This window comes from Hymenobacter nivis, assembly GCF_003149515.1.
GTDB classification, from domain to species: domain Bacteria; phylum Bacteroidota; class Bacteroidia; order Cytophagales; family Hymenobacteraceae; genus Hymenobacter; species Hymenobacter nivis.
This window is the reverse complement of the sequence record NZ_CP029145.1, coordinates 1739694-1762029: the sequence shown is the minus strand read 5'-3', so window position 1 is coordinate 1762029 and position 22336 is coordinate 1739694. Positions and strand designations below refer to the sequence as shown.

At 61.2% G+C, this 22336-nt stretch carries 13 protein-coding genes; 2 read left to right on the top strand and 11 right to left on the bottom strand.

The window, feature by feature from the left end; translation table 11 throughout:
- Positions 1 to 112: 112 nt before the first annotated feature.
- Positions 113 to 1519 (bottom strand): UDP-N-acetylmuramate--L-alanine ligase, encoded by a 1407-nt coding sequence (locus tag DDQ68_RS07675; protein WP_109655773.1) that lies wholly within the window; start codon positions 1517 to 1519, stop codon positions 113 to 115.
- Between the two features lie 203 nt (positions 1520 to 1722).
- Here DDQ68_RS07675 and dnaB point away from each other — a divergent pair, with 203 nt between their 5' ends.
- Both dnaB and DDQ68_RS07665 read left to right on the top strand, forming a co-directional pair.
- Positions 1723 to 3366 (top strand): replicative DNA helicase, encoded by a 1644-nt coding sequence (gene dnaB, locus DDQ68_RS07670; RefSeq protein ID WP_211320242.1) that lies wholly within the window; start codon positions 1723 to 1725, stop codon positions 3364 to 3366.
- A gap of 150 nt (positions 3367 to 3516) precedes the next feature.
- Entirely contained in the window at positions 3517 to 4383 is an 867-nt protein-coding gene (locus DDQ68_RS07665) for a sulfite exporter TauE/SafE family protein (RefSeq protein WP_245897369.1), read from the top strand.
- 531 nt (positions 4384 to 4914) lie between these two features.
- Here DDQ68_RS07665 and DDQ68_RS07660 read toward each other — a convergent pair.
- From DDQ68_RS07660 to DDQ68_RS07615, 10 genes are all read right to left on the bottom strand, one after another.
- Entirely contained in the window at positions 4915 to 6219 is a 1305-nt protein-coding gene (locus DDQ68_RS07660; RefSeq protein WP_109655771.1) for a glycoside hydrolase family 2 TIM barrel-domain containing protein, read from the bottom strand.
- Between the two features lie 191 nt (positions 6220 to 6410).
- Positions 6411 to 7889, bottom strand: coding sequence for a glycoside hydrolase family 30 protein (locus DDQ68_RS07655; protein WP_109655770.1), 1479 nt, complete (start codon positions 7887 to 7889; stop codon positions 6411 to 6413).
- A 35-nt stretch (positions 7890 to 7924) separates the two neighbouring features.
- The gene (locus tag DDQ68_RS07650; protein WP_109655769.1) at positions 7925 to 9982 is read right to left on the bottom strand and encodes a cellulase family glycosylhydrolase; all 2058 of its coding nucleotides are present in this window, start codon (positions 9980 to 9982) and stop codon (positions 7925 to 7927) included.
- A gap of 151 nt (positions 9983 to 10133) precedes the next feature.
- The gene (locus DDQ68_RS07645) at positions 10134 to 11138 is read right to left on the bottom strand and encodes an IS701 family transposase (protein WP_109654472.1); all 1005 of its coding nucleotides are present in this window, start codon (positions 11136 to 11138) and stop codon (positions 10134 to 10136) included.
- A 125-nt stretch (positions 11139 to 11263) separates the two neighbouring features.
- Positions 11264 to 12823 (bottom strand): glycosyl hydrolase, encoded by a 1560-nt coding sequence (locus DDQ68_RS07640; RefSeq protein WP_162549926.1) that lies wholly within the window; start codon positions 12821 to 12823, stop codon positions 11264 to 11266.
- Between the two features lie 328 nt (positions 12824 to 13151).
- Positions 13152 to 14048, bottom strand: a complete 897-nt coding sequence (locus DDQ68_RS07635; RefSeq protein ID WP_109655768.1) for a glycoside hydrolase family 16 protein — start codon at positions 14046 to 14048, stop codon at positions 13152 to 13154.
- Positions 14049 to 14093: 45 nt separating this feature from the next.
- Positions 14094 to 14897: a PKD domain-containing protein gene (locus tag DDQ68_RS07630; RefSeq protein WP_109655767.1), complete on the bottom strand. Its 804-nt coding sequence runs from the start codon at positions 14895 to 14897 to the stop codon at positions 14094 to 14096.
- Between the two features lie 33 nt (positions 14898 to 14930).
- Positions 14931 to 16481, bottom strand: a complete 1551-nt coding sequence (locus DDQ68_RS07625; RefSeq protein WP_109655766.1) for a RagB/SusD family nutrient uptake outer membrane protein — start codon at positions 16479 to 16481, stop codon at positions 14931 to 14933.
- A gap of 27 nt (positions 16482 to 16508) precedes the next feature.
- The gene (locus DDQ68_RS07620; RefSeq protein ID WP_109655765.1) at positions 16509 to 19673 is read right to left on the bottom strand and encodes a SusC/RagA family TonB-linked outer membrane protein; all 3165 of its coding nucleotides are present in this window, start codon (positions 19671 to 19673) and stop codon (positions 16509 to 16511) included.
- 567 nt (positions 19674 to 20240) lie between these two features.
- Positions 20241 to 22265 (bottom strand): 7TM diverse intracellular signaling domain-containing protein, encoded by a 2025-nt coding sequence (locus DDQ68_RS07615; RefSeq protein ID WP_162549925.1) that lies wholly within the window; start codon positions 22263 to 22265, stop codon positions 20241 to 20243.
- Positions 22266 to 22336 lie beyond the last annotated feature (71 nt).

Here is a 22336-nt window from a genome sequence, read left to right as displayed (position 1 = left end):
TGGTTAATCCGCGGCCCACAGCCACGGCGGGTGCCTTGGGCCCCAGGGCGTTGGGTGCCCGCTAAAGGTAGCTATTTTTTGCCTTGTACTGATGGTGTCTCCGGGGCCATGGCTACCGCGCCTCCAGCCCCACTACCTTGGCCGCCAGCACGGCCAAATCCAGCCCGTCGAACGTGCCTGACGACATCAGCAGCAGGTTGGTATTATCCCAGAGTTGAGCGTGGAGGAACTCGGCCAACTCGTGGCTGTCGGTAATGACGCGCAGGTCGGGGCGCTGGAAGGCGGCGGCCACGGCCGCAGGCGGCAGCGGGGGCAAGCGCTTGTGCGCCAGCACGTGGGGGTTGAAGTACACCACCGCCACGTCGGGCGCGTCGAAGCAATGCGCGTACTGCGGGAGGAAATCGGGGTTGAGCGAGCTGAAGGTGTGCAGCTCCAGGCAGGCCACCAGCCGCCGCTGTGGAAACTGCTGCTTCAGGGCCCCCGCGGTAGCGCGCAGCTTGCTGGGGGCGTGGGCAAAATCCTTGTACACCACCGACGTGGCCCCGCGGGCCAGCAGCTCCAGCCGCCGCGCCGCGCCGGGGAACGAGGCCACCGCCCGGTAGAAGTCCTTGCCCTTGATGCCCAGCTGCTTGCACACCTCGCGTGCCGCCGAAATGTTGCGCAGGTTGTGCTCGCCAAACACCTGAATCGGCACCTCCTCGTCCTTCCTGGTTAGCAAAAACGTCTGGCCGTCGCGCACCACGTTCTCGTGGGGCCCGTAGCCAATGTAGGTCACGCTGGGGTTGGTGGGCACGGCGATGAGTTGGGTCTGCTCATCGTCCCGGTCGTAGATCAGCACGCCCGACTTAGGCGTCATGCCGGCAAAAATACGGAACTGCTCGCGGTAGATTTCCTCGGTCGGAAACACGTTGATGTGGTCCCAGCTGATACCCGAAATCACGCCGATGTGGTGCTGGTAGAGGTGGAACTTCGGCCGCCGGTCCACCGGTGACGATAGGTACTCGTCGCCCTCGATGATGATGACCGGCGCGTCGTCCGTCAGTTGCACCATTAGGTCGAAGCCTGCCAGCTGGGCCCCCACGGCGTAGTCGAACTTGCGGCCGTAAAAGCGCAGCACGTGCAGGATGCAGGCCGTGATGCTGGTTTTGCCGTGCGAGCCGCCGATGACCACCCGCTGCTTGTCGCGGCTGGCCTCGTAGATGTACTCAGGAAAGGAGTAGATTTTCAGGCCCAGCTCCTGGGCCCGTAGCAGCTCCGGGTTGTCAGGGCGGGCGTGCATCCCCACAATCACGGCGTCGAGGTCGGGGGTGATGCGGGCCGGGTTCCAGCCTTCCTGCGAGGGCAGCAGGCCGGCAGCGGCCAGGCGGCCCTGGGCGGGCTCAAAAATCTCGTCGTCGGTGCCCGTCACGTGGGCCCCCTGGCGATGCAGGGCCAGCGCCAGGTTGTGCATAATGCTGCCGCCCACAGCGATGAGGTGCACGCGCTGCGGCGCGGAATCGGAAGAAGTCAAATCGGTCATGCGAAGAAAATAAGCGTGCGAGGCCAGTGGCCACGTTCGGGGCCGCGAAAGTACAAAAACTGACCGCCAAACCGGGCCCGGGCCCCTGGCTGGTCACGATTTTATGAGCCGGTTTACCCCCTTCCGGGGTTAGCTTTGTTATTCGGGCCCGCCGTAGTTTTTGCCAATTTCCTGGCGTTTATTTACAATTGCTTCATTATCACATGCCAGACGAAATGGACGACCGCGTCAAGCAATCCGCCGCCCGTGCTAAAGCCGCTTGGGCGGGGCGCGGCACCAGCGGACAGCCGTTCCAGGCCAGCGCCGCCGGCAAGCTGCCGCCCCAGGCCCTGGAGCTGGAGGTGGCCGTGCTGGGGGCCCTGATGCTTGAAAAAGATGCCCTCACGTCGGTTATCGACATTCTGCGCCCCGAAAGCTTCTACAAGGATTCGCACCAGCGCATTTTCAAGGCCATCATCAGCCTGTTTGATAAGTCGGAGCCCATCGACCAGCTCACCGTGGTGCACGAGCTGCGTGAGCTGGGCGAGCTGGAAGCCTGCGGCGGTGCGTTTTACGTGGCCGGCCTGACGATGAAGGTGAACTCGGCGGCCAACGTCGAGTTCCACGCCCGCATCATCACGGAGGCGGCCATCAAGCGCGAGCTGATCCGCATTGCCAGCGAAATCCAGCGCGACGCTTTCGAGGACACGACCGACGTATTTGCCTTACTCGACCAAACCGAGCAGGCTCTGTTCGAAGTGTCGGAATCGAACATTCGCAAGAACTTCGACGATATGCGCAGCCTGATGGGCAAGGCCATCAAGGAGCTGGAAGAGAAGAAAAACCAGAAGGATGGCCTCACCGGCGTGCCCTCCGGCTTCACCGCCCTCGACCGCGTAACCAGCGGCTGGCAACCCTCTGACCTGGTGATTATTGCGGCCCGCCCCGGCATGGGCAAAACGGCGTTCGTGGTGTCGGCCATGCGCAACGCGGCGGTGGAATTCAAGCGGCCAGTGGCCATTTTCTCGCTGGAAATGTCGTCGCTTCAGCTTGTTAACCGTCTGATTTCGGCCGAGGCGGAGTTGGATTCGGACAAGATTAAGAAGGGCACGCTGGCCGACCACGAGTGGCAGCAGCTCAACCACAAGATTACCGACCTCTCGGCGGCCCCGATTTACATCGACGATACGCCGGCCCTGAGCATCCGCGAGCTGCGCACCAAGTGCCGCCGCCTGCGCTCGCAGAAGGACGTGCAGCTCATCATCGTGGACTACTTGCAGCTGATGAGCGGCAACACCGACGGCCGCGGCGGCAATCGCGAGCAGGAAATTGCCAGTATCTCCAGGGCCCTCAAGGGTATTGCCAAGGAGCTGAACGTGCCCGTGCTGGCGCTGTCGCAGCTCTCGCGCTCGGTGGAAACGCGGGGCGGCGACAAGAAACCGCAGCTGAGCGATTTGCGCGAGTCGGGCTCGATTGAGCAGGACGCCGACATGGTAATTTTCCTGTACCGCCCCGAATACTACGGCCTCGACCAGGATGCCGAGGGCAACCCCACGCAGGGCATGGGCGAGGTCATCATCGCCAAGCACCGCAACGGCTCGCTCGAAACCGTGCAGCTCAAGTTCATCGGCCGCTTCACCAAATTTGCTGATCTTGACAGTGAGGCCGGTGGGTTCGGGGGGGGCTTCGGCGACGCGGGCGGCTATCAGCCCCAGGGCCTGCCCGCAAGCAACTTCGATGACGAGCCGAGCGGGGGCAACGGCAACAATTTTGCGCCCAACACCATCCGGCTGGGCTCAAAGATTAACGAGTCGCCGGTACCATTCCCGAAGGGTAACCTGAACAAGTACGAGGAGCCGCCCTTCTAATTCGGGCAGTTGACTGAGAGTTATTTGCGACAATGAAAACGGTCCTGCTTCGACAAGTGGACGCTAGACGAGCATGACCGCCTAAAGTATCTTTTCGCTTATTCAGGTGGCTAGCCGAGTACCTGGCGCAAGTGGCTAAGCGTAGTATTCGTGGAGACAATTTCGGTGGCGACCATCGCCCTGCTGTGCTTTTTTACGTTTGTGGCCGGCTTTATTGATGCCATCGTGGGCGGTGGGGGCCTCATCCAGCTGCCGGCGCTGCTGCTGCTGCTGCCCGGCGCGCCGGTGGCCACGCTGCTGGGAACTGGTAAAGTGGCCAGCCTGGCGGGCACCGTGGCGGCCCTGCGGCGCTACCTCACGGGCCCTACGGCGGTGCCGCTGCGCTGGCGCACGGTGGCTCTCACGGCGTTGGTGGCGGGCGGCTTCGCGCTGCTGGGAGCCCGGACGGTGAGCGGGCTGCACAAAGAAGCCGTGCGGCCGCTCGTATTGGCCTTGCTGGTGCTAATGGCCGGATACACGCTGTGGCGCAAGGACTTCGGGAGCACGCACGCGCCGCGGCTGCACGGCCGCCGCGAGGTACTGGTGGGCGTGGTGCTGGGCGCCGCCATTGGGTTTTACGACGGGTTTTTTGGGCCCGGCACGGGCAGTTTGCTGCTGTTTGCTTTCGTGGGGCTGTTTGGCTACGATTTCCTGACGGCCTCGGCCTCGGCCAAATTCGTGAACATGGCCACCAACGTGGCCGGGCTGGCCTACTTCGTGTACACGAAGCAGGTCATCTACCAAGTGGCGCTGCCGATGGCCGTGTGCAACGTGCTGGGCGCCACGCTGGGCATTCAGGTGGCGCTGCGGCGCGGCACAGGCTTCGTGCGGGTGCTGTTTTTAGGTATCGTCAGCACGTTCATCCTCAAGCTGGGCTGGGAGACATTCCAGCCCCCACCAGCCGCCGCGCGGCCGGCAGCGCAAACGCCTCCGCCAGCAACTCATACGGGTGCCGCTGGTCCCAGAAGTCAGCCGTGATGGTGACGGCGGGGATTTTGTCGATGCCACGTTGGCCAAGCGCTTGAACCCAGCCTTCCTCTGCGCGGGCGTGCCGCTCACAATGCGGCCGCGGCTCTAGGCCAGTTGGAGTTCGTCCCTGGCCGTGAAGCGGTAGGCGCGTCCGTCAGCGGTGGGAAAGGGAAAGCACTCATTCCGATTGAAGTGCCGCCACCGCAAGTGCATGGCGGTGCGCAGCGCTTGGGCTTTCCTCGGTACCGGCGTAGCGCGTGAACGCGGTCAGGTTGGCTGCTGGGGCCCCCAGCGCGGCTGAGGGGCGGAACCGCTCATCATAGATCTCCTGCTCTGTTGAATGATGCAGGCAAAGTAGTAGAAAGGTTTCGGCAAGCGGACGCCAGATGAGCCGGACATCCTGACTATAAACTTTTGATAACAAGCGAATAACTATTCCAATAAATTGGGAAGTAACCCTAGGTTTTTAAAGCAAGAGTTTTTCACTGGAGAGGCAGCGCCAGCCCGCGCCAACCGGCTGGCACGGCCTGGTGAAGTGTCTTACTGGGCTTTGATGTAGAAGGGAACGTTGCCGGTTGCCACGTTGCCGTGGCCGTCGGTGGCGTAGACGAACAGGCGGTAGGCGCCGGCCTGCGCGGGGGCCTGCACCTGCGCCTGGCCCGGGGCCGGGGTGGTGAGCAAGCCCGGCAGGGGCGCGGGGCGGCTTTCGCGATCGCCGCCGTTTTTGAGGTCGGTGGCTTCGGGCAGCAGCTCCCAGCGGTAGGTCAGGGCGTCGTGGTCAGGGTCGGCCACGTCGGCTGCGGCCGGGTAGCGCTGGCCCGCGCGCAGGTACACGGTATCGGCGGCGGCGTGGCCGTTCAGGCGCAGGCTGGCGATGTGCGGGGCGCGGTTGCGGGGCCAGTGCCCGCTCCACAGGTACTGCATCACGTCCACCACCTCCGATTCCTGCCCGTCCTCGGTGAAGAGGCCGTACCAGGTGGGCGTGCGCTCTTGTTTCTGGCCCCACAAGAACACGTACGCACCCAGGCAGTGGGCCCGGTCTTGCAGCACCGAGGCTTCGTAGCGGTGCTGGTACACGGCCGCTTTCTGGCTGCTGGTTTCCTCAACGGCCGCTTTCCAAGGCAGCTGCTGGGATTCCCAGTGGCCGGTGGGCCCCCATTCGGTTACCAAGTAGGGCCCCGTCCAGCCGGCGGTGCGCACTTGCTCGGGCAGGGTGGCCAGGCCGGCGTAGGTGTTGATGGCTAGCACGTCCACGGCCGGGCACCGGGCCTTAACGAACGCTACTTCGCGCGGGGCCGCCCCGGCCAAAACGGTTGAAGTCGGGTGGTTGGGGTCCACTTCGTGGATCATTTTGGCGATGTCGTTCACCGCGTCCCACACCTGGGGGTTGGTGTACTCCAGGTTCAACTCGTTGCCGATGCCCCAAAGCAGCACCGCGGGGTTGTCTTTGTACTTGAGCACTTCGGCCTTTATTTTCTGAAGCTGCGCCGCCACGGCCCGCGGGTCGGCATAGTTGAAGCCGTGCCGCTCGCGGGCCACGTCCAGCCCCAGCATCACGGTCAGGCCGTTGGCCTGGGCGGCGCGCAAAACCTGAGGCGCGTCGCCCGTGCCCCAGGTGCGGATGGAGTTGCCTCCGTACGCCGCGATGCGCTCCGGAAACTGCCCGCCCCCAGCCCCCCGCACGAAGTAGGGCTTGCCCGCGCGCAGCAGTTCGTAGCGGTCCCCGGCTAGGCGGATTTCGACCTTCACGGCCCCAGGCTTTCCGGCCCCGGGCACAACCCGGGGCCCTGCGGCGAGGGTAGCAAAGGCCAGCGCCAGGCCGGCCCCCATGATGCGTTTGTTCATAAGTGAGTGGTGAAGTTTTGCATTAAAAAGAACGTTATGCTCATCTATTGTCCACGCAGTCGAAGCATCTTTCCCGCTGACTAAATTATTGATTACTGCTGCGGGAGAGATGCTTCGACTGCGCGGACAATAGATGAGCGTGACCTTCGGGAATACTTTTTAGCTGACTCAAACAACTTGGTAGGGGCCCCTCAGTCCACCACGAACGTCATGATGGAGTGGGGCAGGCTGGTGGTGGGGGCCGCCTGGCCGTTGAGCCAGAGCTGGAAGTCCTGCTTTTTGTCGCCGGTGTTCAGCACCACCACGGCCAGCTTGCCGTCGGGGTTGCGGAAGGCCGTGGTTTGCAGCCAGTCGCGGTTGGCGGTGGCGGCCACGCGCTGGGCCCCGGGGCGCACGAACTTCGAGAAGTGGCCGATGTAGTAATAAGCGTTGGTGTAGAGGAGCTGGCCAGTGCGGGTGTCGGCGATGATGGGCGCGAAGCAGAAGTTGCCCACGTGGTTGGGGCCCCCGGTTTCGTCGAGCAGCACGTTCCAGTCCGTCCAGCCTACGGTGCCGGCGTTGAAGTCGTTTACCATCGAGTGGCCATAGCGCTCGCCCAGGGCCCAGTCGTTCACGTGATCGAACTTGAAGTTCTCCACGCAGCCCTCGGTGAACAATAGGTTGGTGTTGGGAAAAGCCTCGTGAACGCGCCGCTCGTTGTCGAAGAGCATGCCGCTGGTAGTCCAGGTTTCGTACCAGTGGTAGCCGATGCCCCACACGTACTTGGCGGCGGCGGGGTCGTCCAGCACGGTGCTGGCGCGCTGAAACAGCAAGTCGCGGTTGTGGTCCCAGGCAATGAGCTTCTTAGCGCCCAGGCCGCCCTTGGCTAGCGTGGGCCCCAGGAAATTCTTGATGAAGTCGCGCTCCTCCTCGGCCGTGTACAGGCACGATTCCCACTTTTGGGTGGCCATTTCCTCGTTCTGCACCGACAGGCCCCAGATTGGAATTCCCTGGCGCTCGTATTCTTTGATGAACTTGACGTAGTAGTTGGCCCAGGCCTGGCGGAACTGGGGCAGCAGCTTACCGCCGTGCAGCAGGTCGTGGTTGGTTTTCATGAAGGCCGGCGGCGTCCAGGGGCTCACGAACATCGTCAGCTTGCCGCCCGCTGCGGCCTGGGCCTGCTTGATGAACGGGATGCGGAACTGCTCGTCGTGCTGCACGCTGAAGGTTTTCAGCGCTTCGTCGTTGTCGGCCACGTAGGTGTAGCTGCCGCTCGAAAAGTCGCAGCTGCCGATGTGGGTGCGCGCCAGCGTGTAGCCGATGCCGTCGGTGGGGCTGTAGTAGGCCTTCAGAAATTCCTGCTGCTGGGGCTTGGGCAGCTTGAAGAAGGTTTCGGCTGAGGCGTCCGTCAGGGCCCCGCCAATGCCCAGTAGGGTTTGGAAGCGGTGGTTGGGGTCGACGAACACGCACACCTGGGTTTCGAGCGGCTGCCCGGCGGGCTGGAACGCCAGCGGGGCCGGGGCGGCCGTCAGGCGCAAATCGGTGCCCTGGGCCGTGGTGAAGGCCCGGGTACTGCGGCCCGCGGCCGAGTACGGCGCGGCCGGGGCCCCAGCGTTCGGAGCTGACTGAGCCGCTGCGGGGCCCGCGCTGCACGCCAGCAGCAGCAGCAGGGGAAGAAGTTTTTGAGGCATCAATGGGGGCATTGGCAGGCTGATGGGAAGGAGGGCTATTGTTTGGTGATTTTAAAGCTTGTGTCAAAGGCGGGGCCGGACAGGCGGACCACGTAAAACCCGCTCTTCAGCCCCGATAAGTCGACGGTGTTTTGGGGCCCCGTGTTGTCGAAGGTGCGGCTGAATACCTGGCGGCCCGCGGTGTCCACCACGGTCAGGCGGTGGGCTCTGCCGCCGGCGGGCAGCTGGTAGGTGAGGCGGCCGGCCACCGGGTTCGGGTAGAAGCCGGTGGTAGCCGCGCCGGCCGCCCGGCCGGCTAGCACTGTGCCGGCCGGTATCAGGCCAAAATTGAAGGTTTCCGTGCCCGCAACGGTGGCGCTGGTGCAGGTCATGGGCTGGGTGCCGTCCCCGCTCGACACGTATTTGCCGTTGGTGCCGCGCAGCGAAACGGTGCCGTCCGCGTTGCCCAGCCAGTCAAACGTCTCATTGGCCGAAGCGTACGACCGGCCGCAGGTCATGGGGGCCATGCCGTTTTCCGACGACACGTACTTGCCTTGGCTCTGCAGGGCCACCCGGGAGCCGCTGGCCACCACCAAAAACGCTTCCCAGGCGCCATAGTCCGCCCGGTTGCAGGTCATGGTCCGGGTACCGTCTTCGCCGGATACGTACTTGCCGTTGGCGCCGCGCAGCCACACGGTGCGGCCCACGGGCACGGCCGGCCCGCCGTTGTAGCTGCCACCGCCGGGGTAGTTCACCAAGCCGTTCTGGTTGGGCGCAATGGCGCTCACTACGTCGGGGTTGGGCACGCAGTTGGCAAACTTGATGTTTTCCAGCACCTGCGGCAGGCCGCCGGGACCGTCCACGATGAAGGGCGGGGTGATGCGCAGCAAGGCCGCGTTGGGGTTCGCGTCGAAGCGCTTGTACGTCCAGTTGCACCAGCCAATGCCTACCGAGTTGAGGCTGGTGGCCGCATCGTGCATCCATCCAGGGCTGTTCTCACCGGTTTCGCCCACCCAGATGGGCACGCTGTACTGGGTGCGGAAGTTCTGGAGGTTGCCGATGAAGCGCAGGCTGTTGGGGCCCCCGCCAGTCGAGTTCACGCCGTTATCCATCAGGTAACCCGTGTTGCTGTAGCGGTGCGAGTTGTACACCAGGTTGGGCGCGTTAGCGAAGGTGAAGGGCTCCATGTAGTTGAAGTCGTTGCCGAAGCCGTTGCCCTCGATGAGCAGCAGGTGGTTGTCGCCCTGGGCCCGCACGGCGGTGATGAGGCGCTGGAACAGGTCGTGAATCGGCGGGTTGCTGGGCACGTTGTTGGGCTCGTTGATCAGGTCGTACATGGCCACGCGGGCGTCGTTTTTGTAGCGCGCCGCCACGGCCTCCCACAGCCGCACGGTGATGTCGCGGTACACGGCCCGGTTCCACAAATCCAGGGGCTGGAGGGCATCGGCAATGTTCACGTCGGTGCCCTGTGAGCCGGGCGCGGCGTGCAAATCGAGGATGACGTACATGTTGTTGGCCGCGCACCAGGCCAGCGTGTTGTCAATCATCCGAAAGGCTTCCATATTGGCCGGGTCCGCGAACAGCTGGTTGCCGTTGTACCAGTCGGTCAGGGTGCTGACGTAGGAAGCATACGTCGTAGTGCCGCGCAGCACGCTGTTGCGCACCGCCCGCTGGGCCGGCGTCAGAAACAGGTCATAGTGCAGCGGCAAGCGCACGCAGTTGAAGCCCCGGGCGGCCAGGTAGTCGATGTCGGGCTTGGTGATGAAGTTGTCGCGGTAGCCCTGGTAAAAGGCCTCCACGGCGGCGTCCGTCATCCCGGCATTATAGAGCGTCTGCTTCACCGTGCCCTGGGTTTGCTTGCCGTTGATGCCCGGCCAGCCGGGCTTGATGATGTAGCCTTCCTGCAAGGCCCAGCCGCCCAGGTTCACGCCGTTCAGCAGTACTTCCTGGTTGCTGGCGTTCACGATTTTGGGCCCCGCGGCGTGCAAAAAACTTTGGGCAATGGCCAGCGCCGGGCAGCCCACCAGGGCCAGGCACAACACCAAAAGGCGCACCGCGCCGCGGAAATCAGCCAGCGGCGAGGTCGAATGAAAATAGGTAGCAGGTTGGCGCATGGCGGCAGAAGGTTGAAGTTAGAAGGATGGAACGGTGTGGTTGCTTGGATAGAAGCTGTTCAGAAAGTCTGGAAATTCAAATCAAAATTGAACGTCATGCTCATCTGGCGTCCGCTTGCCGAAGCATTTCTACTACTGAACTAATTAGGACTTACGCAAACGCGAGCGAAGGCTGGCGTAATTCATGTCGCATATACTCATCCAAAAAGCCTTGTTTGAGCTGATAGACGGTTTGTTTGGTTTGGTAGGCGGCTTGTTTAAGGCAGGTCCAAGCGCGCACGGCCAGGGCAATATGATTGCGCTGACTGCGGGCCAGCCGGCACTGGCAGGCCTGCACGCCGGTGAGTTGCTTGAGTTCGCGGTGAAACTGCTCAATCGTCCAGCGGACGCTGCTTTCGTGTTCGGCAGCGGCCGTGTGCAAGGGCTCAACCTCGTTGGTGAGGAGGTAGTCCGTCCGGTGGGTGGACACCAGTACGCGGAAGAGTTTCAGTTTGAAATCTTTGGGCATGCCCTTCACTTTCAGGATTTTGCCAGCTTCTACTTCGGCGGCCGACCAGCACAGGCAGGCCACGGGCTGGTAGGGCTGCTGGCCGCCGGAATCATCGACGAGCCGGTTGCTTTTCAGCGGGCAGTAAAATGTTTTGCCTTCGTCCAGCAGCCACTTGAACAGGGCCGTGGTGGCGTACCAGCTATCCATGAGCACCGTGCGGTATGGGATACTGCGCGGGGCCAATTGCCCGAGCATGTCGGCCACATGGTCGAGCTTGGTCTTGCCGTCGGTGTCGGGGGCGAAAAGGCGGTAGTCAATGAGCCAGAACTGGTCGGTTTCGGGGTTGACGTACACACACGTCACCAGGCCGATGCCGGCAATCACGCCGTGGGCGTTGCCGCTGTACTGGCGGCGTACGAGTTCGATGCGCCGGCTGTGGTGCTTGTCGAGCACCGTGTCGTCAAACAGGACGTAGCCCCGCGCGCTGAGCATCACCTGTGGGCGTACTTGCTGCCAGAGCTGGCGGGGGGTGAAACGCCGGGTTTTGAGAAAATAGCGCACGTTGTCGTGCGAGAGGCCCTCCAGATGCTCGGCCAGATACGTCCCCGTGTAGTTGACCTGGCTGCTCACCAAAAACTGCCCGTACAGTTGTGCCGTCACTTTCATGGCTTTTCCTTTCAAGTTACACTTTTTGCGTAAGTCCTACTAATCACAATCACTGCCGCGGTAGAGATGCTTCGGCAAGTGGACGCCAGATGAGCATGACGCTCTGACGACTTCATAAGCAGCTTCTAGGGTTTTAGGAAGCGTTGGCTGAGCTGCCCGCCGGCCGTTGCCACGCGCACCACGTACAGGCCCGCGGGCAGCGCCGCAATGTTCAGGGTGGCCCCAGCTCCTGGCCCCAGGTCCCGGCCCGCGAGCACCGTTCTTCCCAAGGCGTCCATCACTGCCAGGCTCCGAGCCAGGGCCCCGGCGGGCAAGGCCAGGTGCAGCTCCGTGGCCGCTGGGTTGGGGTAGAGGCGTAGCCCGGCCGCCGGGTCCGGCGGGCCGGTGGCCGGCGCCGTGGCCAGCGCCGTATCGGCGGTGCCGTACGCATCTATTTCGTAAATGGAATAGCCGAAAGCCGTGGCGCGCCGGGTGCCGTACACTCGCAGGTAGCGGCCGCGGCCGGCGAGGCCCGTCAGGTCATCTACCCCGCCGTCGCTGTCCAGCACCGTCAGCAGGGGCCCCCAGGTGGTGCCGTCGAGCGAAGTTTGCACTTGGTAATCCTTGGCGTAGGCCGCTTCCCAGGCAATTTTCACCCGCGTAAACCGCTTTGCCTCGCCAAAATCCAGCTGGAGGTACTGCGGGTCGGCAAAGGTGCTCGACCACCGGGAGTTGATGTTGCGGTCGGTCGCGCTGGGGGCCCCCGTGGTGCCGCTTTCGCTCGACGAGGCGGTGGTGGCCACCGGCGTGAGCCGGTTCAAGTCGTTGGCCGGCCCGTTGAACGGCAGGCCCACGTACTGCTGGCCCAGCGCGGTGAGCTGGCCATCGGCGCCCAGCAGGTTGATGTTGGGAATCTCGTTATTACGTCCCGAAAACCACGAATACCGAAAAATGTCTGGTTCGTTTTCCAGGTAGTTCACGGCATCCAGCATGTACTTTTTCTGCGCGGCCAGGGTAATCTGGGCCGTGGGCGCGTCGCCGCAGGCAAACTCCGTGAGCCAGATGGGCTTGTTGTACTTTTTGACCTCCGCTACTTTCTGGCGCAGGTACTGCTCTTCGCACACGTAGGTATGGAGGGCGATGTAGTCGACCTGGCAGTTGGGGCAGGCCGCAAAAAAGGCGTCCAGGTACTGGGTGGGGGAATAGTAGGTTACGCCGTTCTCCTGCACGCAGCCTCCGCAGTAGTTCAGGGCGGGCGATACCAGCTTGAGCTTTTTGCGGCGGGCCACTTCCTGGAGCACCGGCCAGATGGCCGCGGCCTGCGTCGGCGTCAGGTTGCTCTGGGAAAGGAAATTAGGTTCGTTGAACCCCAGCAAATACTGCGTGCCGGCCGGAATGTTGGCGGCGAGCTGGTCGGCCGTCACCGGGCCATTGCCCAGGCGGGCGCCCCACTGAATGGGCACGTAGTCGACGGCCAGGCCCCCGTACATGCCCGCCACGCTGGCATTGGGTACGGAGGTGTAGTTGTACCACCAGCTCGTGCCGGGGGCCAGCGCCTGCAAGTCGGCGGCAGATTTGTAGTCGTAAGCCAGGCCGCGCTTGGGGCTTTTGGTTTGGGCCTGCGCCACTCCCCCCAAAGCCAGCGCCACCACCCACGAACGAAGCAGCCACCGGGCCGCGAGCTGCCGGTAAAGGATCGTTTTCATAAGAAAATAGAGCAGGTTAAAAGAGCGGCCGGTTTTCGTTCAGGACGGGGCCCCGGCGAAGCAGCAGCTTGCTGGCCCGGCAGCTTGCGGCGCTTAAGCGCACAGCCCAGTACTCACCGAATTATCAGGCATTAGCTATCAGCTGCTAGTTGATTTGCAATTCACTAGTAACTGGCGGCTAGCCGCTGACAACCCGTAGTTCGGTTGCTTTTGTGCAGCTACTTAAGCAGGGCCCCAGGATGCTGGCCGTGGGGCGGCAAGCCAAGGCCCACCGCCCGGCCGCCTCCCAACCGGAGCAGCAGGCGGTGGGCCAGCGCAGAAAAAAAACCTACTTGTATTGGTAGTAGCGCACGTAGTCCACCGTCATTTGCTGCGGAAATACGGTGTTGGCGTCGGGGCTGCCGAGGAAATCGCCGCCCACGGCCACGTTCAGCACCAAAAAGAACGGGTTGTTGAACGGGTAGATGGAAGCGTCGCTGCTCGAAAACGTGTAGTACAGCGTGCCATCGAGAAAGAACCGCATCTGGTTCTGGCTACGCACCACGCTGAAAAGGTGGAAATCGTCGGCGAAGCTGGCACTGTTGGGCAGCGTGATATTGCTGACACCTTTGTAGAGGTGGGCCCCCGCGGCGTCGGGGTAGTGCATGGTAGAGAGGATCTTGGAGGGTTCCTGGCCGCGCAGCTCCATCATGTCAATCTCACCGCACTTCGGCCAGTTGTTCTGGTCGATGTCGGAGCCCAGCATCCAGATGGCGGGCCAGATGCCCTGGCCCTTGGGCATTTTAGCCCGCACGTCGACGCGCCCAAACTTAAAGTCCTGCTTGCCCTTGGTCAGCATCCGGGCCGACGTGTAATCGCGGCCCCCTTGGGCTTGCTTTTTAGCCTGGATGACGAGGTTGCCCCCACTCAGAGAAGCGTTTTCGGTCGAGTTGGTATAATACTCCAACTCGTTGTTGCCCCAGCCGTTGTTGTTGCCGAGGTCGTAGCCCCACTTAGTCGGGTCCACCGCCGCACCGTCAAACTCGTCGCCCCAGACAAGCTCCGTGTACTGGGCGTAGTCCCGGGCCTCGGAATTGGTGGCCACCGGCGTTGGCGTTGGCGCAACGGGCGTTGGGGGCACCGGTGTTGGAGTGGGGCCCGATTTAGTTTCGGTGCAGGCCATCAGGCTCAGGGCCAGCATAATGCTGGCCCCGTTCCTCTGGCAACGGGAAAAGAAGAATTTCATATACTGCTCAAGTAATAGACGCGGCCGGTCGTTCGGCCGCAGTAGTTATTTCGCTACCAGCCGCATTTCAAACACCAGGTTGCCGCTCGCCTTGCCGGCGCGCAGCCGCATGTGCTGGGCGTCGATGTTGACGATGCGATAGATCAAATCAGGCGCGTCCGTCACGCCAATGAAGGTGCCGGCTTTTTTGAATTCAAGCATGGCGTAGCCCGACCCAACGGCCGGCCCGAACGTGTAGTCGGACGTACCCGAGCGCGGATCCGAGCAGCCCACCCCACCGGCTACGAAGGTTTGGGCCTTCGCGTCGTAAGTGTACATATTGGCCGTGCTGAAGGTGAACTCGTCGTCGGCCTGGCAAGCGGGTAGGCTGCCCGCTTTGCCGTCGTGGTAGTAGCTGTACGGGTCTTTATCGCTGGGGCCCACCACAATGGTGGAATCTACGCTGTTGTCCAGCTTCCAGGTTTTGGAAGAGCCGCCCGTCAGGAACTGCTTCACCGCGTCGGTGATGGGAGGTAACACCACTTTCACCGTGTCAGAGATGCCCGTGCCCCCCTTGCCGGAGGTAAGCAGCACGGTTTTGAGGGTGCCACCAGTTTTGTAAATGTGGGTCACGGTTTGGCCCGTGCCGCGCGTGCCATCCCCAAAGCTCCACTCGTAGAAAGCGGCATCGGTGGCGGTGCTGGTGAAGGTAACCGACGTGGTAAGCCCCACAGACTTGGGCGCGGACGTGGTGAAGGTGGCCGTCGGCACGGGGCCGTTCAGCTGCCCTTTGTCGTTTTTGTCGCAGGCAGTAAGAAGTAGCGGGCCGGCCAATAGTGCCCAAGCCGCCTTGTTCCAAATATATTTCATGTTAAATCAGGCTGAATAGTCGGTGAAGAAGGGCTAGTAGCCAGGGTTTTGCACCAAGCCGGGGTTGGTGTCGATTTCCGTCTGTGGGATGGGTAGCACCAAGTTGTTCTGGGTCGGGATTCCGTGCACGTTGGGGGCAATGCCCTTGAGCGTTGCCGCCTGCTGCGTCATGCGCGGAATAAAGGCGTGGTCCGTCAGCGTCGGGTAAAGGGTGCCAGCGCGCTTCATGTCAAACCAGCGGTCAAACTCAAACGCTAGCTCGTATTTACGCTCCCGCAGCACTGCGTTGGTGAAGTTCCCGGTAGCGGCCGTGAGGTCATGGGCCGCCGATGGCACCGTATAGTCGAGGCCAAACGAGCGGCGGCGCACCTTATTAATGGCCTCCAGGCCCTCTGTGGTAGGGCCCACGGCCTCGGCTACAATCAGGTACATTTCGGCCAGGCGCAACACGGGCACGTGCAGGCCCGAATCCCAGATGTTGGTGTTCACCTTGCCGACGAACCACTTCCTGCAGCTATAGCCAAATGGCGATCCGGTGGCCTTGGAAGCCACCTTGCTGCCGTCGGGGTACGTGTCGCCGGGGGCCCATACGGTGGCGGCTCGGCGGGTGTCGCCCGCTTCGTAGCCGCTCACAAAGTCTGGGTCCGGGGTGTTGAAGCCGTAGCCGCTGCCAGGCGTTTGGTTAGCGCCCCGGGGCCCAAAAAACTCATTCATCGCTGAGCCCACTTGGTTACGGTCGTACTGGTTGCGGCCGCTCACGTACTGTATTTCAAACAGCGACTCTTTGGCGTTATTATTCCCGTTCTCGACCTTGAAGTTGTCGGCGTAGTTGGCCCACATGGTCTTGCCCGAGTTGTTAATGACCTCGCGGGCCCGCTGGGCGGCCTCCGTTTTCTTGCCTTCGGTAATGTAAACCTTGGCCAAAAGCCCCGTAGCGGCCCACTTAGTAGCCCGGCCCAAATCATCGCCGCTGTACGAAAGCGGTAGGTTGCCGATGGCATCGGTTAGGTCCTGCTCAATCTGCTTGTACACGTCGGCCGCGGGCGTCCGGGGGATGTTAACCGCCGTTGGGCTAGTGGGCGGGGCCTTGAACAGGGGCACGTCGCCGTAGGCTCGCACCAGGTCGAAGTACATTTTGGCCCGTAGAAACTGCGCTTCGCCGATGCAGCGCTTCTGAATAACAGGGTCCATGTTGGCAATACCCGGCACTTTCTGGATGACGATGTTCGCCCGCTGAAGCGCGATGAACGAGCCGCCCCAAAGCCGGGTAGCTATAAAGTTGGTGGTCGGAATACTGAAGGCTTCGAGCTGCTTGTACTCGATGCCGTCGTTGCCGTCGTCGCCGCCCGTACTCGATATATCGGCCCATATGTCGAAGGCCCACATGGCGGCATTGTACTGGCCTTCCTTAGTCAGCTCGCTGTACGCGGCCGTCACGGCCTGGATGGCGTCCTGCTGGGTCTGGTAAAAGTTAGCGTCGGTTATCTGGTCGGCCGGGGCCTCGTCCAGAAACTTAGCCGTGCAGCCGCCCAGCAACCCGAGCGATAGCAGAAAGGCCCCGCACGTAAATTTTGAGATAGTCATGACTGTACAAGTGGAAATTAGAAAGGATTAAAACCCGATGTTGACACCGCCCATGAACACGCGCGTTTGCGGGTAGATGCCTAAGTCAATGCCGCTGGCGCTCACTTCCGGGTCGTAGCCGGTGTATTTGGTCAGCGTCACCAGGTTTTGGGCCGTGACGTACACGCGCAGCTGCGAAGCTCCGACGCGGCCCATGAGGTTGCGCGGAAGTGTGTAGCCGAACGTCAGGTTTTTGAGGCGCACATAAGAGCCGTTCTCGATGTAGTGGGTCGATATCCGCAGGTTGTTGTTGGGGTCGCCCACGATGGCGCGCGGCATATCGTTGCTGGTGCCGGTACCGGTCCAGCGGTTCAGTACGTTGGTGGTGCCGTTGGTGGTGCCGTACAGAGCGTTTTCCGTGATGTAGCGGTTCAGGTTGTATATATCGTTGCCCTGCACGCCCTGGATAAAGAAGCTCAAATCAAAGCCCTTAAAGCCCAGGGTGTTGGTGAGGCCAAACGTAAAGTTCGGGTTCGGATTACCGATAAAAGTGCGGTCAGCTTCGGTGATGACGCCGTCGCCGTTCAGGTCCCGGAATTTAATGTCGCCAGGAGCGGTGCCCGCGTTCTGGTAATTGGCGGACTTGGCCGTGCCAGCCAGGGCCCCGGCGTTCAGGGCGTTCAGCTCTTCCTTGCTCTGAATCAGACCATCGGCCACGTAGCCGTAGAAAGACCCCAAGGCATGGCCGGCATCGTAGCGCACGATATTACCACTCAAATACTGTGGGCCGTTGTAGGGAATACCGGCTCCCAACGACACCAGGCGGGTTTTGTAGGCTGATATGTTGAAGGTGGTTGTCCAGGTCAGGGCCCCGCTCGAACCGACGAAATTGTGCGAAGTCAGCGAGAAGTCGATGCCCCGGTTGTAGGCGCTGGCGGCGTTGGAGTTCACCGACTCGTAAGTGCCCGACACGAGGGATTGCGGCACGGGCGCAATCAGGTTGGGCGAGTTGCGGTTGTAGAGGTCGATAGTCGCCTCGATGCGGTTATCCAGGAAACCCATTTCCAGACCAATGTTGGCCTGGTCGTTGTACTCCCAGCGCAGATTGGGGTTGGATAAGCGAGTCGGCGCGCCCCCCGTGTTGATGGTACCGTCCGATCCAAAGGGATAAACTGCGCCGAAGTTGATAGAGTACAGGTAAGCGAAACGTCCGGCGTTCAGCTCGTTGCCCACGCGGCCGTAGCCGGCGCGCAGCTTGAGGTTGCTGATGGTGGTGTTGCCCTTCAGGAATTCCTCTTCCGAAATGCGCCAGCCCACCGACGCGCTGGGGAAGAAACCAAACTTGTGGCCTGGCTCGAAGCGCGAGGAACCGTCGTAGCGGGCAGTGGCCTGGAAAATGTATTTGCCGGCGTAATCGTAATTTAAGCGGCCGAAGTAGCTGGATAGGTGCCGGGCTGGGTCGATGGTGCCCGCGTTGGCCAGCAGCGTATTGATGGGCCCCACGTTGATGGTTTGCAGGTCGTTGCGCAGGTAGCCCGTGCGGTAAGCCTCTACGTTGCTGTAGTTAAATTCCTGCGCCGACTGCCCTACCAACAGCGTGGCATGGTGCTTTTCGGCGAAAGTGCGGTCGTAGGTGGCCGTGTTCTCAATCAGGTAGCTTGGGGAATAGCCGGCGGTAGCGCCCGCCCCGGCGGTGATGTAGCGCTGGGTGTAGCCGGCCAACTCCGGGCCCTTGGGAGCAAATTGGTTGAAGTTCTCGAAAACAAGGTCGGCCCCGACGTTAGTCCGGAAGCGTAGGCCTTTCACTGGCTCCAGCTCGGCATAAAACGTAGTGGTGGCCCGGTTGCGAACGAACTTTTGATTGGCCCGCAGGGAAGTAGCCAACGGGTTCTCTTCCGTGAAGTTATCCATGGGACTGTTGGGCTGATACCAGTAGCCATCGGGCCGGTAGGGCTGCACGGTGGGCGGCATACGCAATAGCTGCTGCACGGCACCGTACTCGCCATTGTTGCTCGTAATCTGGCGGTCTTCCGAGTGGGTTAGCGAGATGCTGTTGCCGATTTTAAAAATAGGGCTTAGCTGCACGTCGCCGTTAGCGCGGAGCGTGAAGCGCTCGAAATTGGAGCCCAGGATGACGCCGTCCTGCTGGAAGTACGTGCCCGACAGCGCATAGCGAGCCTTTTCGCTGCCCCCGGTGGCCGAGAGCGAGTAGTTCTGAATCTTGGCCCGGCGGAACATTAAGTCCTGCCAGTCGGTGCCTTGACCCAGCGCAGCCGGGTTGCGTAGCTTATCCAGTGCGATGGGCTGGCCGGCCGCAATGCGGGCCTCGTTGTTGATTACCGCATACTGTTCGGCATTAAGCAGGTCCAGCCGACGGGCCACGGACTGCACTCCCCGGTAAGCGTCCACGTTGACGCTGGTCTTACCGACTTTGCCACGTTTGGTGGTAATGAGGACGACCCCGTTGGCTGCCCGCACCCCGTAAATAGCGGTAGCAGAGGCATCTTTCAAGACGTCAATCGTCTCGATGTCGTTCGGGCTGATGTTGCTGAGCTGGCTATCGCCATTATCCGGTAGCGGAAAGCCATCGACTACGTACAGTGGGTTGTTGTTGCCGGCCGACGTTATGCCGCGGATGCGCACCGAAGTACCAGCGGCGCCGCCGGGGGCCCCGCCGTTGGAAGTAATGGTTACGCCCGAAACTTTGCCCTGAAGAGCCTGGGTAGCATCGGCCACCGGCTGGCGCACCAACTCTGCTCCGTTAACGGACGAAATGGCTCCCGTTACGCTGCCGCGCTCCTGGGTGCCGTAACCGACCACTACTACTTCATTCAGCGCCGCCACGTCGGCCGTCAGGGTGATGTTGAGCTGCGTACTGGCGCTGGTAACGGCAACTTCCCGTCGAAGATAACCTACGTAGCTGAATACCAGGGTGCTGCCCTCCGGAGCACTTAGCGTAAAGCCACCGTTGGCATCGGTGCTGACACCCAGGGCAGTGCCTTTGACCAGCACGGTCACCCCGGGGAGAGCTTCGCCGTTGGCTTGGATTACCCGACCCGAAACGGTTACGGGCGGGCGCTTTGATACAAGTTTCTGCGCATAGCTCTGGCCCGGCAGGGGCCCCGGTGCAGCGAGGCTGGCCAAGGCTGGCAATCCGCAAGCGGCTACCAGCGCGGCTTTGCGGAAAGTGGAAAAGTAACGGGTTGGATCCATAAAAAAACGAGGTGTGGATGGAAAAGTGAAAAGCGTAGACGAGCAGGAGAAGCAAGAACTACTTAGAGCAGGGCGCCAAAAATACGTAGAGATCCATCGGTTTGAACAAACGATTGCTTCTAAATTTTACTATTTTTTGTGAGCGGGCTTGCTCCGATGGGATGGCCGCGGGTAAAAGTCCTGGGCCTAAAAATTTGGGTAAGCACCTGCGCTTATAAGCGGTACACGTTTCAAGTGTCCGGTTCTGTAAAGCCAAGGCCGCACAGGTAGAAAGTTTGTAGATAGCAAGAGGATTGTCTATCACACAAAGAGGAGAGAACGAATAGCGTATTTATCTATTAGGAACGCCAAAGGTATTTTGAGTTGTTGCAAATGTCCATCTCAAAAATACGTCTGAATGGCTCCACAAGGCTATTCTAAGCTTTAATAACAAGCAGCGAATACGCTTATAGCACAAGAAAAAGCCGGATTTTCCGGCTTGATTCAGTATTAGCAGGCAAAAGCAACTGATGAAAAATTATTAAAAAACAATATAATAAGGAATGCAGGCAAGTAGTAATTTCTAGTTTATGCCCGTTCCATATCTGGCGGCGCCTTCTTTTTCACCGTTGCGGTGGTAGCTACGGGCTGAAGCGCAACCGAATCGTCATGTTCGCTGGCGGTAGCTAGTAAAACGTGGGTCCAATCCTCCTGCTCATTGTAGTCTGCCTCGGCACTTCGGCGTTTAATGGCATCGATTGTTTTTTGGCTAAAACTCCAGCAGGTGGCCTGTCGCAGGTCCAGTAACTGGCTCATTTGTGAAGTGGCGTACTGGCCTTTGTGGGTATGCAAAAGGAACACGGCATACAAAGCTTTTACCGCGGAAAACTTGCATTTTTGCAGTAGGGTATAGGCGGTGGCTGACTCCACGTAGCGGCAACGGGTACACCGCCGGGAGTGCAGCTCGCGGCCCTCGCAGTATTTGCCATGGCCGCACTTACGGCACTGGTACCCAGCAGCCCATTTCAAGTTGGCCAAGTACACCAAGCAAGCGTCTTTGTCGGGGTAGATCTGGCTGAACTCGCCAAAGTTCATTTCCTGGGCGGTGACCCGTGCCGCCTGTGCATTGTGCAGGTCTACCTGCAGGTCGGTGTTGAGCTTGGCTATGGCCGCCGACTGCAACGCGAGCAAGCCGTTGGCTTCGAGCAACCCCCGATTCTGCGCCGCGATGGTTTCGCTCTTGTGCTTTATTTCCTGGGTACGCTGCACCACCAGGGCTTCTAGCTCGAAATTGAGCTGATCTTTAAGTATTTCGTTTTGGTGGAGCTGTTCGACAAGCAGGCCTTGGTCCACTTGCTTGCTGCGCAGCTGTTCTACCAGCTGCTTCTGTGCCTCGATGGTGTCGTCCTTAATGGCTTTGATCTTCTCACCCAATGCGTAGGACAGCACCACGACTTCAGCCACAAACGCCATGTTGAGGCTGTACACAGTAAACGTAGTGGTCAAAGCGTCGATGCCCAGCTTGCGCAGGATCAGGAACAACAGGCTGGCGGATACCAGGGCCTGGGCCAGTAGAAATAAGCGGGCCGGCCGAAACCCAAGCTGGTAGGCGCGCACGGCTTCGTAATAAATGAGGCCGTAGGGCAGTAAATACAGCCAAAAGCCCAGGCCCGACCGCACCCACACCGCGTCGACCAGCAGCAGGACGGCGCTGCCCAGCACCACGGCCCGCACCGCGGGATCAAAGCGCGGCAGGCGCTGGGGCGCGTCGAGGAAGTAGCGGGCGTAGTAGCTGAAGGTGAGCAGCAGTAGGATGGGGGCCCCGGCAATAACGGCCTGGTTGAGCCAGGGCAGCTCGGGCCAGATGTACTGGAAGCCCAGGCCGTCTTCGGAGAGGAACAGCAGGCCGCAGCTCAGCACGTACAGCACGTACCGCAGGTGGTTCTGGTCCTGGGTCAGCAGGTAGATGAACAAGTTGTACACCACCATGATGAGCAGCACCCCGTAGAAACTGCCCAGCAGGCCGTACACAGTTTGGAAGTAGCCGTCCAGCAACTCTTCGGTGCGCAGCTGGCTGAGGAAGCTGGTTTTGGAGTTGGATTGCAGCCGCAGGTAAAATACCTCGGTGCGGCTCGGCATCAGCGGCAGCCGGAACAGGTAATTCTTGTAGCGAAAGCGGCGGTTGTTAAACGGTACGTCGGCCCCCGTGTGCCACTGGCCGTCGGGGCCGTAAAAGGTGATGTCGTTGATGTGCGAGTCGAACAGCTCCAGGTACCAGTGCCGGCCGGTCGAATCCTGGTTGCTCACCGGCAGCCGCACCCAGTATACTGCCCCCACGTGCTGCATGCTGCTGGCCGTGCGGGCCCCCAGCACGAAGCGGCGGGCGTTGGCGGGGCGTTGCACGTCGGCCAGCGTCAGGGTGCCGGTGGGGTCTTCCAGCACGCTGTAGAAGCTGGGCGTCACCACTATATCTTCGACGGCGGCGCGGGTACACAGCGTATCGCTGGCCGGGGCCCCGTAGCTGGTGCGGGCCAACCCAAGCAGTAGCCAGCAGGCCCAGGCCACGCAAAGCCGGGGCCCCGAGGGCAAACGCGGTAGTAAAGAAGTAATCAAAATCCTGCGTTTAGAAAGGGCAATCGATTGCAATATACCCCCTGGGGATCCTAAATGCAGGTTCCGTGCAC

What these genes read in the sequence shown, in the direction of transcription:
- DDQ68_RS07675 (WP_109655773.1), bottom strand. Translation starts at nt 1,519, where the DNA reads ATGACCGATTTGACTTCTTCCGATTCCGCGCCGCAGCGCGTGCACCTC.
- dnaB (WP_211320242.1), top strand. Translation starts at nt 1,723, where the DNA reads ATGCCAGACGAAATGGACGACCGCGTCAAGCAATCCGCCGCCCGTGCT.
- DDQ68_RS07660 (WP_109655771.1), bottom strand. Translation starts at nt 6,219, where the DNA reads ATGAACAAACGCATCATGGGGGCCGGCCTGGCGCTGGCCTTTGCTACC.
- DDQ68_RS07655 (WP_109655770.1), bottom strand. Translation starts at nt 7,889, where the DNA reads ATGCCTCAAAAACTTCTTCCCCTGCTGCTGCTGCTGGCGTGCAGCGCG.
- DDQ68_RS07650 (WP_109655769.1), bottom strand. Translation starts at nt 9,982, where the DNA reads ATGCGCCAACCTGCTACCTATTTTCATTCGACCTCGCCGCTGGCTGAT.
- DDQ68_RS07645 (WP_109654472.1), bottom strand. Translation starts at nt 11,138, where the DNA reads ATGAAAGTGACGGCACAACTGTACGGGCAGTTTTTGGTGAGCAGCCAG.
- DDQ68_RS07640 (WP_162549926.1), bottom strand. Translation starts at nt 12,823, where the DNA reads ATGAAAACGATCCTTTACCGGCAGCTCGCGGCCCGGTGGCTGCTTCGT.
- DDQ68_RS07635 (WP_109655768.1), bottom strand. Translation starts at nt 14,048, where the DNA reads ATGAAATTCTTCTTTTCCCGTTGCCAGAGGAACGGGGCCAGCATTATG.
- DDQ68_RS07630 (WP_109655767.1), bottom strand. Translation starts at nt 14,897, where the DNA reads ATGAAATATATTTGGAACAAGGCGGCTTGGGCACTATTGGCCGGCCCG.
- DDQ68_RS07625 (WP_109655766.1), bottom strand. Translation starts at nt 16,481, where the DNA reads ATGACTATCTCAAAATTTACGTGCGGGGCCTTTCTGCTATCGCTCGGG.
- DDQ68_RS07620 (WP_109655765.1), bottom strand. Translation starts at nt 19,673, where the DNA reads ATGGATCCAACCCGTTACTTTTCCACTTTCCGCAAAGCCGCGCTGGTA.